Source organism: Rhodothermales bacterium, from assembly GCA_041391505.1.
Taxonomy (GTDB): domain Bacteria; phylum Bacteroidota; class Rhodothermia; order Rhodothermales; family JAHQVL01; genus JAWKNW01.
On the sequence record JAWKNW010000012.1, the window covers coordinates 40,096 to 52,688 of the forward strand.

Sequence of the window (12,593 nt, forward strand, 5' to 3'; positions counted from 1 at the left end):
AGTGCCATTATATTGCGCAATGCCCTGTGTGATCAACAGCCCATTGCGCCATGGAAACGCCCCACAGCTCGTACGCCGCCCTGCTCTCCCGTCGTCAGTGGTTTCGCCGCGCCGGCGGCACCGCCATGGCGCTCGCCGTCGCGCCGCAGGTCTCCCTGTCTCGCGAAGCATCGCCAACACGCGCCCTGCGTGACGCCGGCCCCGTACGCCTCAGCTCGAACGAAAACCCGTTCGGTCCCTCGCCCAGCGCGCGGGAGGCCATGTCGGCCGCGTTCGATGAGGCCTGCCGATACCCCTACGCCGGCGCCACGGAGGACCTCATCGCCTGCATCGCCGAGCGCGAGGGCGTCACGCCGGACCATATCCTGATCGGGTGCGGCTCCAGCGAGATCCTGGCGACCACGGGCATGACCTACGGACTCAACGGCGGCGAACTCGTGGCCGCCGATCCAACCTACCAGGGGATGCTTACCTATGCGGAGAGCGTCGGCGCCTACGTGCACCGCGTGCCGCTGGACGCCGATCTGGTGCACGACCTGCCCGCCATGGAGCAGCGCGTCACGCCGGCCACGCGGCTCGTGTTCGTCTGCAATCCGAACAACCCCACGGCCACGATCGCCCCGACCTCTGCCCTGCGCGACTTCTGCGACACGGTATCCCGGCGCGCCGTCGTGTTCGTGGATGAAGCCTACATCGACCTGCTCGACGACCCGGCCGCGCACACGCTGGTCGATCTCGTCCACCAGGATCACAACGTGATCGTCGGCCGGACATTTTCCAAGATCCACGGCCTGGCCGGCATGCGCATCGGGTATGCGATAGCCCGACCGGACATCATCAAACGTATCGGCGCCCACCGGATGGGGAGTCCGAACGTGCTCGGCCTCCGCGCCGCGATCGCCAGCCTGGAAGACACCACGTTCCAGACCTACAGTCGCGAACGCATCGCGGAAGGCCGGGCCTTCGTTACCGGCGTGCTCGACGAACTGGGGTACCGCTACGCCGCGTCACACGCCAACTTCGTCTTCTACCACACCGGCATCCCGATCCAGCAGTACCAGAAGATGATGCGGGATCGCGGCGTGCTGGTCGCGCGGCCATTCCCTCCGTACCTCGACTGGTGCCGCGTGAGCATCGGCACGATGGATGAACTGGCCGTCTTCGCCGACGCGGCGCGCGACATCAAGGCGATGGGCTGAACAGGTATCGGGGACGTACGACGATGGATCTGGCGCTACAAAAAACGCTCGCGCTCGTCGCGATGATGGGGATCGGGCTGCTGCTGCGCGGCAAGGTCAACGAGCCGCAGCTCGGCGGGTTGAAGCTGCTCATCCTCAGCGTCGCGCTCCCGGCCACGATCTTCCTCGCCCTCCTCAAGATCGACGTCGGCGCCGGCCTGTGGTCGTTGCCGCTGCTGGCGATCGGCTTCAACCTGTTCCTGCTGGGCGCGACGCGCCTCTTCATTTCGCTCGCCGGCATCGGCGTCCGCAGCCGCGAGGCCCGCACCCTGCTGCTGCTGGCCCCGTCGCTCGCGCCCGGGCTCTCGTCGTTTCCCTATATCAGCGAGTACCTTGGCAATACGCCCCTGGCCTGGGCGGCCATCGCGGATGTGGGCAACAAGGCGTTCGTGCTTATCGGCCTCTACCTGCTGGCGCTGCACTGGCACGGCCGCTGGCGCGCCAGCGGCCGGGATGCCTCGGGCATCCGGCGCGTTCGGACGCTCGTCCGGTCCCTCGTGAGCGAGCCGGTGAACGCGGCCATCGTCGCCGGCCTGATGCTCGCCGGCTTCGGGGTGCGGCTGGACAGCCTGCCGCTGTTCGTTCAGGACGTGGCGGGGCGTCTGTCGGGCGTCATGACCCCGCTCATCCTCATGTTTATCGGGCTGGCCGTCCGCATCGACTGGCACCGGGCGCGCGGCATCGCCCTCCTGCTGTTCTGGCGAGCCGGCTTCTCCCTCCTGTTCGCCGCCCTGCTGCTGACGTGGCTTCCCATCCCGTCGATCGAGCTGCGGCTGCTGGCGGTGGTCTTCTCCCTGAGCGCATGCAGCTTCTGGCCGTTCGCCCACATGAGCGCCATCGACGCGATGGAGCATGGGCGGCCGGATGTCGCGCGTACGGCGGACACCGGGCTGGCGCTGGGCGTCCTCGCCCTCTCGCTGCCCTTCAGCACCCTGCTCGTCCTGGGCGTGTGCGCCGCCGGCGATTTCTTCGCCACGTCCGGCCACGTGCTCGGCGCCGCGTGCATCTGCCTCGCCGTAGCCTGCGGGCCGCTGGCGTGGCGGCATCTCGGGATCCTGCGCGCCGTCAAGCGCTCGGCGCCCGCCGACGCACACGTCGAGCCGGTTTCGGCCTGAAGCCGGGCGTCAGGCCGGCAGGCTCTTGCGCTTCCGCTCGTTGGGATCCAGGTACCGCTTGCGCAGGCGGATGCTCTTCGGCGTGACTTCGATCAGCTCATCCTCGCGCGTGAACTCGATCGCTTCTTCGAGCGACATCACACGGGGCGGAACGAGCTTCTCGAACGAGTCGGCCGAGGCGGCGCGCATGTTGGTCAGCTTCTTCTCCTTCGTGATATTGACGTCGAGGTCGACGTCGCGGCTGTTTTCGCCCACGATCATGCCGCGGTAGACCGGGTCCTGCGGCCCCACGAAGAGGACGCCGCGCTCCTGGATGTTGATGATCGCGTAGCCGGTGACCTTGCCCGGCCGGTCGGAGACCAGCGCGCCCGTGGTGCGGTGCACGATCGGGCCGGCCCACGGCTTGTAGCCTTCGAAGATGTGCGTCAGCAGACCGGTACCCTTGGTATCCGTCAGGAACTCGGTCCGGTACCCGATGAGCCCGCGGCTCGGGATCAGGAACTCGAGGCGAACACGGCCCGAGCCGTGGTTCGTCATGTGCGTCAGCTGTCCCTTTCTGGGCCCGAGCTTCTGGACGACGATACCCATGTGCTCTTCCGGCACGTCGATCAGCACCTTTTCGTACGGTTCGTTTTTGTGCCCGTCGATGATCTGGGTGATGACCTGCGGCATGCCCACGGCGAACTCGAAGCCTTCGCGGCGCATCTGTTCGATCAGGATGGCCATCTGGAGCTCGCCGCGCCCGAAGACGAGGAAAGAGTCCGACGTCTCCGTCGTCTCGATCCGCATGGCGAGGTTGGTCTCCGCCTCCTTCATCAGGCGGTCGCGCAGGTTTCGGGAGGTGACGTACTGCCCTTCCATCCCGCTAAACGGCGAGTCGTTGATGCGGAACTCCATCGACATGGTCGGTTCGTCGACATGGAGCGGCGGCAGGGGCGACGGGTTTTCGGCGTCGGTGATGCTTTCGCCGAGGCCGATGCCGGCCACGCCGCCGAGGGCGATGATGTCTCCCGGGCCGGCTTCAGGGGTTTCGACCCGCTGCAGGCCCTGGTAGCCGAAGAGCGCCGTGACGGACATCTCGGTCGTCGTGTCGTCGCGGTGGTAGATGACGACGCGCTGCCGGTTCTTGACGGTGCCCTGCATGACGCGGCCGATGGCGAGCGGACCGAGGTAGGGGTCGGGGACGACGTTGGTGACCAGCACCTGGAGCGGCTTGTCGGGGTCGCCTTCGGGCGCCGGCAGCCGGTTGACGATCGTTTCGAACAGCGGCCGCAGGTCCGTCAGCGGTTCCGTCAGCGACGTGGTGCACTGCCCGTCGCGGGCGACGGCGTAGAGGACGGGAAACTCGATCTGGTCCTCGTTGGCGTCGAGATCGATGAAGAGGTCATAGATCTCGTTGAGCACTTCCTGGGGACGGGCGTCCTGCCGGTCGATCTTGTTGATGACGACGATGGCCGGCAGCTTGAGTTCGAGGGCCTTGTTGAGCACGAAGCGCGTCTGTGGCAGGGGGCCTTCCGCGGCGTCGACGAGGAGCATGATGCCGTCCACCATGCGGAGCGTGCGCTCCACCTCGCCGCCGAAGTCGGCGTGGCCCGGCGTGTCGACGATGTTGATCTTGGTGCCTTCGTACAGGATGGCCGTATTTTTGGCCATGATCGTGATGCCCTTCTCGCGCTCCAGATCCATCGAATCCATCACGCGCTCCTGTACCTCCTGGTTGTCGCGGAAGGTGCCGCTCTGCCAGAGCATGGCGTCGACCAGTGTGGTTTTTCCGTGGTCGACGTGCGCCACGATGGCAATATTTCGAAGATGGGAAGAGGTCATGGGAATATGAAAAGGGGCGAACCGATGCTTCGGATCGCCCTGTCCGGTCGGAAATCTGGAATGTACCGGCCCTCTTTCTCCCAGCCGGCTTGTATTGTTCCGTTTATATCCTCCCCGGAAGGCGAATCGTTAGTGAAAGCGGGTTCGGGCAGGCTTTAGCCGGCGAGGTCTGAAGCCGATTAACTACCCATCTCTGCGCCTGAATCGCGAAGCGCATCTCCCATTTTTGCATGCCAGGGGCTTATCCGCACCCCTCGGTGGGTCTACCAACGTCTATGGAAACGACGGTGCGTCATCCGAAACGATCGATACGGCTGCTCGGCCTGATGGCGGTTCTTTGCCTCGGCACGGCGGGACGGGCTGCAGCGCAGCACGCGGGCGTGATCGAAGGGCGCGTCGACGCGAAGGGTCCGGTGGCGGTGTATCTCACCGGGGCCGGCACGGCACCGGAAGCCGGCGCGCAGGTGGCGATCCGCCAGCTCAACAAAGCCTTTTTGCCCGCGCACCTCAGCGCCCCCCAGGGCGCGGAGCTGTTGCTGCCGAACGAGGATCCGGTCATGCACAACGTGTACAGCCCCTCGGGTGTCCTGGGTTTCAAGGATATGGGGGTGGCGAACAGGACGAAGGCCGATCAATCCAACCTCCTTCGCCAGCCGCTCGCCGAAACCGGGATCGTGCATCTGGCCTGCGCCATCCATCCGGCGATGGAAGGGCTTGTCTTCGTCGTGCCGAGCCGGTTCCACCAGGTATCGGAAGACGGAACGTACCGGTTTGAACAGCTGCCCCCGGGCCAGTATGCGTTGTGGATGATGGACCGCGAAGGCCATGCCCACTCCCTGGGCCCGGTCGAGGCCTTTTGAACCGGAGCGTCCCGATGCATGTGCTGTTCCTGACGCGTTCCGCCCTGTTTATCCTGGTCGCGTTTGTCGCCCTGGTGAGCCTTTTCTTTTCCCGAGAGCCCGACCCGGTGGATCTGGGCGAATACGAGGCCGGCCGCCTGGTCTATCTCGCACGGTGCCAGCTCTGCCATGGCGAGCAGGCCGACGGCAAAGGATCGCTCACGCGCAGTGTGCCGGGGCTGTACCCGAGGAATTTTACCGACCCGAAGGTCGCGGACCGCGATCCGGAACAGCTCAGGGCCGTCGTGCGCCATGGAGGCGGCGCATTTCAGCTCGACCCCATGATGCCGGCGTGGGAAAACATCCTGAGCAGCGACGACATCGACGCCGTGGTGTATTTCGTTCAATCGGTGAGCCGCGAGGGCTTCGTACGCCCCTCTCCGGATCCGCTTCCCCCGTTGCGATGAGCTATTCGCTCGCCCTGCCGGCGGTGACCGGCATCTTCCTCGTTGCGATGTGCGCAGGGCCGTCCGCGGCCCAGGACGCCGGGCGCGACCCCATGGCGGGATGGGCCATTCAGGCGGTGCGCCTGGACGACATCCCCGCGCCGTCGGACAACCCGCTCACGCGCGGCAAGGCGGCGCTCGGCGAGCGATTGTTTTACGAGCCTCTGCTTTCGGCCTCGAATACCATGCGTTGCGCCACGTGCCACGTCCCGGAGTACGGCTTTAGCGAGGTGGAGCGGCGCGCCGCCGAAGGTGCGACGATGCCGGCCCCGCGCCGCGCGCCGGCGCTGAACAACCTGGCCCGGCATCCGGCGCTGATGTGGGACGGACGGTCTCCGAGCCTGGAAGACCAGGCGCTGTTGCCGCTCCGCGCGCACCACGAAATGAACCAGCCGGTGGACGAACTCCTCACCGAACTCGACGCCGCCGGCTATGCGCCGCTGTTCCGGGAGGTCTTCGGGGACTCCGTCGGGCTCAGCGAGGCCACGCTGGCGATGGCGCTCGCGGCCTACGAGCGGACGATCGTGTCGTACGACGCTCCGTTCGATCGGTACATGGCCGGCGACACCGGGGCGCTCAGTCCGGCGCAGCGCCGGGGCAAGGCGCTTTTCGAAACCCGAGCCGGCTGCATCACCTGCCACGACGGTCCCGATTTCACCGACTACGGCTTCCACAACATCGGGGTGGACACCCTGGACGCCGGCCGGTTCGCGCAGGTGCCGCTCCCTTCCATGAAATATGCCTTCAAGACGCCCGGCCTGCGCGATGCGGCCCGGCGCAGCTCGTTTTTCCACGACGGCTCGGCGGCTACGCTGCATGACGTCATGGCGTTCTACAACCGGGGAGGGCGGTTCGACCCGCTCGAAGTCCCCAACGTCGCCATCGAACCGCTGGGGTTGAGCGAGGCGGAGATCGACGACCTGGTGGCCTTCATCGAGGCGCTCGTCGGGACGCGCGTCGGCATCCCGCTGCAGCAGGCCGAATCCGTCGTCATCGGCCATTCCGACGCCGAACTACCTGGCCCGGGGGGTCCATGATGCGTTTATTGGAAAAACCGTCCCGAATCACGGCCGGCATTGAAACTGTGGTCCGCCGGCGCTACCTGACGGCGCTGGGCGTAATCGCCATGATCGGCTTTATCGGCGAGTTAACGATTCAATACGGGATTGTACGACAGACTGACGATGCGCGCTTGATCAACATGGTCGGCCGGCAGCGCATGTACAATCAGATGATCGCGAAGAACGCCGTTGCCGCGTCCATCACCAGAGACCCCGCGATCCAGCGCGAGCGCATTGGAGAGATGCGGCGCATCGCGCACGAATTCAGGGTAACCAAGGATGCGCTGCTTTACGGGAATGACTCGCTCCGTATTGAGGCGATTGGCTCGCCGGAGATCGTCGCCCGCCTGAACGATATCGAGGCGCACTTTGCCCGGATCGAGGAGTCGACGGTCGTGCTCACGTTGCTGCTGTCCGCGCAGGAAGGCATCGGCGCGCTGCACCAGAGCATTCAGGACGTGCTTGCGATCATGCTGGAAGAAAGCCAGGAGATGACGCCGTTCCTGGAGGAGGTCGTTTCCCTCTACGAGACGAACTCCGTTCAGGCGATGAAGGACCTGAGCGGCATCCTGTGGTTTCTTGGGGTCGTGTTTGTCCTGGTGCTGGTCGGGGAAAGTCTGTTCATCTTCGATCCGCTCGTCCACGCCGTTCGCGACACGATGCGGGATCTGGTCGTCCAGCGAGAACGCGCGGAGACCGCGCTGGAAGCCAAGAGCAGCTTTCTGGCCACCATGAGCCACGAAATCCGGACGCCGATGAATGGGGTTATCGGGATGACGAGCCTGCTCGAGCAGACCCGGCTGGACGAGGAGCAGACGGAATATGTGGATACGATCCGCTCGTCCGGGAACGCGCTGCTGACCATCATCAACGACATCCTCGATTTTTCCAAGATCGAAGCCGGCAAGGTCGACCTCGAAGCGGTCCCGTTCGACGTGTATGCCCGCATGGCGGCCAGCATGGATGTCGTGGGACTGAAAGCGAGGGAAAGCGGGATCGAACTGGGTTGTACGATCGATCCGAATGTGCCCCGATGGCAGGTCGGAGACCCGACGCGAGTCAGCCAGATCGTCGTCAACCTGCTGTCGAACGCCGTCAAATTTACGCGAGACGGCGCGGTCGATGTGCACGTGGGCGGCGCCAGGCTGCCGGACGGCGCCTTCATGCTCGAGGTGTCGGTGAGCGACACCGGGATCGGCATCCCGGAAGAGAAGATGAATCTGCTCTTCCAGTCGTTTTCGCAGGTCGACAGCTCGACCACGCGCCGTTTCGGCGGCACCGGTCTGGGGCTATCGATCAGCAAGCAGCTCGCGGAGTTGATGGGGGGATCGATGGGGGTCGAGAGCACGCTCGGGAAGGGGTCGCGGTTCTTTTTCTCCGTGCGGCTTGCGCCGGCGGACCCGCCGGCGGAGGCGTGCTCCATGCCCCGGGACGTCGAGGGCATGAAGGTAGGTCTGATCGGCTCGCCCACGCCGCGGATGGCGTCGTTGCTGCGCCAGTGCGGGTTGTGGGGGATCGCATCCCGCTGGATCGCCGGCGAGGATGCTGGGGCCGATGCGCTCCTCGACATCGAGGCGGTCGTGATCGACCTCTCGGGGCCGGACGTCTTGACCGACGAACCGTGCGACGCTCTGCGGCACGCGCTCAACCGCAGCGGGATTCCGTGCATCGGATTGCTCGATCTGGGGGCCTCGACACCGGGCTGGGTGGGCGGCCTGCGCTATTTCCACCAGATCCACCGGCCGCTCCATCCCGGGGTGCTGCTCGACCGGTTGGCCGAGGCGCGGGCCGTGGCCGGCTCGGCTGAAGCCGTTCCGTTCGTGGTGCTGGCCACGGCGAACCGGGCGGCGCAACACATCCTCGCGCGGCTGTTTGCGCAAAAGGGGTATGAGACCGTGATCGCGGAGGGCTTCGAGGACCTCGCCGAGGCCTGCGCGGCCGCCGACGGGATGGCGCTGATCGGCTGCATCGACGCGCTCGTCGCCCGGAACGACGCCTTTGGTTCGCTGCGGGAGGCCTGGGCGGCGAATCCGGCCGCGACCTTCATCGGTCTATGCACCGATGGGTCCGACGCCGCGTTTTTTGCCGCCGCCGGCATCGATCATATCCTCAGCCAGCCCTTTTCCCCGGCCGCCCTCGATCGGCTGCTCGCGCGGGCGTTCGACGCCGCGACGGGCGTCGCCGCCTGACCCGGGGGTGGAATCCATCCCCCCGTTCGTTCGTCTACGGAGTGTGCCTCTCCCCGGAGCGGCGCCCGTTTCCCCATCACACACTCCATGAGAACGTATGACTTTTCCGACCATATCGCGGCGCGCCCTGGCGTCGATCGCGCTCGTTGCCTTCGCGCTCGCAACCGCTCCTTCGCTGTATGCCCAGGATGCGCCGGCCGTCCCTCAGATGAAACCGGGCGACGCGCGGCTCAACCTCAACACGACCCCGATGGACGCCTTCATGGCGGTGCCGAACGTCGGCCGGCGCATGGCGCGGGAGTTCGACGAATACCGGCCGTACATCAGCATTCTGCAGTTCCGGAAGGAGATCGGCAAGTACGTCGATGCCGACCAGGTGGCGGCGTTCGAGCAATTCGTCTTTGTCCCCATCAAGGCGGACGCCAGCGATGCGGCGACGTTGCAGCAGATTCCCGGCGTCGATGAGACCCTCGCGAAGACGCTCATCGACGGCCGTCCTTACGGTTCGAACGAGGCCTTTCTGAAGGCGCTGGCCGGCCACGTGCCGGCGGATGCGGTAGACGTCGCCAAATCGTATCTGGAAAACTGATGTCCCTCTCTGTCGAAGCGCACCTGCGGCGGTTTCAGTTCGCGCTGGCCGCCGCAGTGTGCCTCGGGGTCGTGGCCGAGCTCGTCCTGATCGGGCACACGGAGGGCCTCGTGCAATGGATACCGATCGCCCTGTCGCTGGCGGCCACGCCGCTGTTCGCGCTGGGTTACTGGCGACCCACCCGCGCCGTCATTCGCGTCATCCGGTTCGGCGTGGTTATATTGATCGCCGCCGGCGTCTTCGGGCTGTACGAACACTACGAGCATAATCTGGCGTTCGAGCTGGAGATTCGCCCGAATGCCACCCTGTCGGATGTCTGGATGGAGGCCCTCAAAGGGGCGAGCCCCGCGCTCGCTCCGGGCGCCCTCGCCCTGGCGGGCCTGCTCGCCCTGGCCGCCACCTACAAACATCCGGCGACGCAGACGCCGGCGTGAAGGCTGCCATCCATCGTCGACCTGTCCATGAAGAGACTGCTCCCTCCGGTGCTGCTCGCGGCGCTGTGTCTGTTTTCCGGCGCCGGCACGGCATCGTTGCCCGCCGACCGGCCCAACATCCTGTTCGTCCTGGCGGATGACTGGAGCTGGCCCCATGCCGGCGCGTACGGGGATCCGGTGATCCGCACGCCCCACTTCGACCGGGTCGCGCGGGAAGGCGTTCTGTTCGAACAGGCCTATGTGTCCTCGCCGTCTTGCACGCCCTCCCGGGCGTCGATCCTGACCGGACAGCATTTCTGGCGTCTCGGCCCCGGCGCGAACCTGTACGGCCCCCTCCCCGCCGAACAGCCTACCTATACGGCGTTGCTCGAGCAGGCCGGCTATCAGGTTGGCTACACGCGCAAGGGGTGGGCTCCCGGCGAACTCGGCGAACGGACGGCCAATCCCGCCGGCGCCTCGTACGCGTCGTTCGACGCCTTTCTGGCCGCTCGCGCGGAAGGACGCCCCTTCTGTTTCTGGTTCGGGACGACCGATCCGCACCGGCCGTACGACGAGGGGGCCGGCGCCGAGGCCGGCATTCCGCTCGACGCCATCCGGTTGCCGGCCGCGTTTCCGGACATTCCGGAAGTACGCGGCGATGTGGCAGATTATTTCTTCGAGGTGCAGCGGCTCGACCGCGAGCTGGGCGACATGCTGGCGCGGCTGGAAGCGATGGGCGAGCTGGAACGAACGATCGTCGTGGTGACGGGCGACAACGGCATGCCGTTTCCCCGCGCGAAAAGCCACGTCTACGATCCGGGTGTGCGCGTCCCGCTGGCGATCCGCTGGGCGGAGGCCGTCCCCGCCGGCCGCGTGGTGCACGGCTTCGTCAGCCTGACGGATCTGGCGCCGACGTTTCTGGAAGCCGCCGGCCTCGCCGTGCCGGAGGTCATGACCGGCACGAGCCTCCTGCCGGCCCTGACGACCGCGGCGCCGGCTCGCGAGCGCGTCTTTTTCGGCAAGGAACGCCACGTGCCGTCGCAAGAGTCGCCCGACGGCGGCGGCTACCCGATGCGGGCGGTTCGCACGGCAGACTATCTCTACATCCGCAACTTCGCGCCGGAGCGCTACCCCTCCGGCACGCCAAACTACGAGCGCGCCTTCATCTACCCGGCCTGGTATGCCGACACCGACGCCGGCCCGACCAAACACTACATGGTCGAGCACCGCTACGACAGTCCCCTTCACGAGCGCCTGTTCGAGCTGGCGTTTGCGCGCCGGCCGGCCGAGGAGCTGTATGACCTCCGGAAGGATCCGGATCAGCTGCACAACGTAGCGGCCGATCCGGCGTACGCCGTGATCTGTGGGATCAGCTGATGGGCGAATTGCAACGCACCGCCGATCCCCGCGTCCGCGGACAGGGCGACCTGTTCGATATGCAGCCGTATACCGGTGGCGTCGTCAAGCCACCGGGCCTATAAGCCGGCCGCTCCCCTCATCCACCCCGATTGTCCTTCCTTCCCATGCAGCACCCACGCAAACTATCCAGCGACGAGATCGCCGCGCACCTCGAGACCCTCGACGGCTGGCGTCTCGTCGACGGCAAACTCCACCGCGAATACCGGTTCGCCGACTTCGTCGCCGCCTTCGGCTTCATGACCTCCGCCGCCCTCGTCGCCGAACAGATGAACCACCATCCCGAGTGGTTCAACGTCTATAACAAAGTCATCGTCGACCTCACCACCCACGACGTAGGCGGTCTTAGCGAGCTCGACGTCAAGCTGGCCGCGAGGATGGATGGGTTGGCCGCGACGTAACGATCTTTAGCTGCAGGGGACCTTTGGGTGCGGTCGTGTGCGTGCTTCGCACGCGGTCATGTGCGTGCTTCGCACGCGGTCATGTGCGTGCTTTGCACGCGGTCACTGGTCATGAACGGCCGGAGGCCGTTTGGGCGCGGTCATGTGCGTGCTTCGCACGCGGTCACTGGTCATGAACGGCCGGAGGCCGTGTCATGCGCGCCCTTCGGGCGCGGTCATTGGATGGCGGTCACCAGAATCCAGTCACCAATGACCGCTCGCGCAGCGAGCAATGACCAGTGACCGCTCGCGCAGCGAGCACCCGACCGCTCGCGTAGCGAGCACCCGACCGCTCGCGCAGCGAGCAATGACCAGTGACTACTTCACTGCTCCCGTAGCGCCAGCCGGATGAGGTCCTGGGCGGACTGGATGCCGGGGTTGTTGCGGAGGACGAGGCGGAGGCTGCGCTCGGCGTTGGCGCGGCTGAGCCCGAGGGCTTCGAGGGCGGCGAGGGCGTCGGAACGGGCTTCGGCGCGGGTGTCGTTGGCGTCGGTGAGGGCGCCGCCGCCGGGGAGGTCGAGTTTGACGAGGCGGTCCTTGAGTTCGACCACCATGCGCTCTGCCGTCTTTTTGCCGACGCCGGGAATTTTGGTGATCATCCCCACCTGGCCTTCGACGATGTAGTCGCGCAGCTCCGCCGGCCGCATCGCCGACAGCGCCGCCAGCGCGAGCCGGGGGCCGATGCCGGAGACCGACAGCATGGCCTCGAACAGGGTACGTTCGGCCGGCGTGGCGAAGCCGAACAACAGGTGCGCATCCTCGCGGACGTGGTAATGCGTGACGAGCCGCGCCGGCTTGCCGGTTTCCGGCAGCGCCTCGTAGGTCGAGGTGGGAATCAGCACGCTGTACCCGATGCCGTTGACATCGATGAGGGCCTCGGTGGGCTTCTTATCTACCAGGGTGCCGGAGACGTAGGCGATCATGCCGCGAGTCGAAGGTTGATGGGGATGGATGGAGATCGCG

The 12,593-nt window shown here is 66.2% G+C and carries 12 protein-coding genes; 10 read left to right on the forward strand and 2 right to left on the reverse strand.

The genetic code is table 11. The features are described 5' to 3' along the window. Positions 1–50: 50 nt before the first annotated feature. Positions 51–1,199 carry a histidinol-phosphate transaminase gene (locus R2834_12900; GenBank protein ID MEZ4701228.1) on the forward strand — a complete coding sequence of 383 codons (1,149 nt, stop codon included), beginning with the start codon at positions 51–53 and terminating at the stop codon, positions 1,197–1,199. A 23-nt stretch (positions 1,200–1,222) separates the two neighbouring features. Then, a complete protein-coding gene (locus tag R2834_12905; protein ID MEZ4701229.1) occupies positions 1,223–2,353 on the forward strand; it encodes a hypothetical protein in 1,131 nt (376 codons plus the stop codon). Between the two features lie 9 nt (positions 2,354–2,362). On the opposite strand, the gene typA is transcribed toward R2834_12905, so the two are convergent. Then, positions 2,363–4,177 (reverse strand): translational GTPase TypA, encoded by a 1,815-nt coding sequence (typA, locus tag R2834_12910; protein ID MEZ4701230.1) that lies wholly within the window; start codon positions 4,175–4,177, stop codon positions 2,363–2,365. Positions 4,178–4,464: 287 nt separating this feature from the next. Between typA and R2834_12915 the strand changes: the two genes are divergently transcribed. The 8 genes from R2834_12915 to R2834_12950 all read left to right on the forward strand — a co-directional run bounded on the left by R2834_12915 (position 4,465) and on the right by R2834_12950 (position 11,591). Further along, positions 4,465–5,037, forward strand: a complete 573-nt coding sequence (locus R2834_12915; GenBank protein ID MEZ4701231.1) for a hypothetical protein — start codon at positions 4,465–4,467, stop codon at positions 5,035–5,037. Positions 5,038–5,051: 14 nt separating this feature from the next. Next, on the forward strand, positions 5,052–5,483 hold the full coding sequence (locus R2834_12920) for a cytochrome c (protein MEZ4701232.1): 432 nt from the start codon (positions 5,052–5,054) through the stop codon (positions 5,481–5,483). After that, positions 5,480–6,559 carry a cytochrome c peroxidase gene (locus R2834_12925; protein ID MEZ4701233.1) on the forward strand — a complete coding sequence of 360 codons (1,080 nt, stop codon included), beginning with the start codon at positions 5,480–5,482 and terminating at the stop codon, positions 6,557–6,559. The genes R2834_12920 and R2834_12925 overlap by 4 nt, the downstream gene beginning before the upstream one ends. Further along, the gene (locus tag R2834_12930) at positions 6,556–8,772 is read left to right on the forward strand and encodes an ATP-binding protein (GenBank protein MEZ4701234.1); all 2,217 of its coding nucleotides are present in this window, start codon (positions 6,556–6,558) and stop codon (positions 8,770–8,772) included. Before R2834_12925 ends, R2834_12930 begins: the two co-directional genes overlap by 4 nt. A 97-nt stretch (positions 8,773–8,869) precedes the next feature. After that, a complete protein-coding gene (locus R2834_12935; GenBank protein MEZ4701235.1) occupies positions 8,870–9,361 on the forward strand; it encodes a hypothetical protein in 492 nt (163 codons plus the stop codon). Next, positions 9,361–9,795, forward strand: coding sequence for a hypothetical protein (locus R2834_12940; GenBank protein MEZ4701236.1), 435 nt, complete (start codon positions 9,361–9,363; stop codon positions 9,793–9,795). Before R2834_12935 ends, R2834_12940 begins: the two co-directional genes overlap by 1 nt. A gap of 27 nt (positions 9,796–9,822) precedes the next feature. Continuing rightward, a complete protein-coding gene (locus tag R2834_12945) occupies positions 9,823–11,151 on the forward strand; it encodes a sulfatase (protein MEZ4701237.1) in 1,329 nt (442 codons plus the stop codon). Positions 11,152–11,297: 146 nt separating this feature from the next. Then, positions 11,298–11,591: a 4a-hydroxytetrahydrobiopterin dehydratase gene (locus R2834_12950; GenBank protein ID MEZ4701238.1), complete on the forward strand. Its 294-nt coding sequence runs from the start codon at positions 11,298–11,300 to the stop codon at positions 11,589–11,591. Positions 11,592–11,953: 362 nt separating this feature from the next. Here R2834_12950 and ruvA read toward each other — a convergent pair whose 3' ends face one another. After that, entirely contained in the window at positions 11,954–12,553 is a 600-nt protein-coding gene (gene ruvA / locus R2834_12955) for a Holliday junction branch migration protein RuvA (protein ID MEZ4701239.1), read from the reverse strand. Positions 12,554–12,593: the final 40 nt, after the last annotated feature.

Excerpts from the sequence above, each read along its gene's own strand:
- R2834_12950 (MEZ4701238.1), top strand. The coding sequence starts at position 11,298 with ATGCAGCACCCACGCAAACTATCCAGCGACGAGATCGCCGCGCACCTC.
- R2834_12940 (MEZ4701236.1), top strand. The coding sequence starts at position 9,361 with ATGTCCCTCTCTGTCGAAGCGCACCTGCGGCGGTTTCAGTTCGCGCTG.
- R2834_12930 (MEZ4701234.1), top strand. The coding sequence starts at position 6,556 with ATGATGCGTTTATTGGAAAAACCGTCCCGAATCACGGCCGGCATTGAA.
- R2834_12900 (MEZ4701228.1), top strand. The coding sequence starts at position 51 with ATGGAAACGCCCCACAGCTCGTACGCCGCCCTGCTCTCCCGTCGTCAG.
- R2834_12905 (MEZ4701229.1), top strand. The coding sequence starts at position 1,223 with ATGGATCTGGCGCTACAAAAAACGCTCGCGCTCGTCGCGATGATGGGG.
- R2834_12920 (MEZ4701232.1), top strand. The coding sequence starts at position 5,052 with ATGCATGTGCTGTTCCTGACGCGTTCCGCCCTGTTTATCCTGGTCGCG.
- typA (MEZ4701230.1), bottom strand. The coding sequence starts at position 4,177 with ATGACCTCTTCCCATCTTCGAAATATTGCCATCGTGGCGCACGTCGAC.
- ruvA (MEZ4701239.1), bottom strand. The coding sequence starts at position 12,553 with ATGATCGCCTACGTCTCCGGCACCCTGGTAGATAAGAAGCCCACCGAG.
- R2834_12935 (MEZ4701235.1), top strand. The coding sequence starts at position 8,870 with ATGACTTTTCCGACCATATCGCGGCGCGCCCTGGCGTCGATCGCGCTC.
- R2834_12925 (MEZ4701233.1), top strand. The coding sequence starts at position 5,480 with ATGAGCTATTCGCTCGCCCTGCCGGCGGTGACCGGCATCTTCCTCGTT.
- R2834_12945 (MEZ4701237.1), top strand. The coding sequence starts at position 9,823 with ATGAAGAGACTGCTCCCTCCGGTGCTGCTCGCGGCGCTGTGTCTGTTT.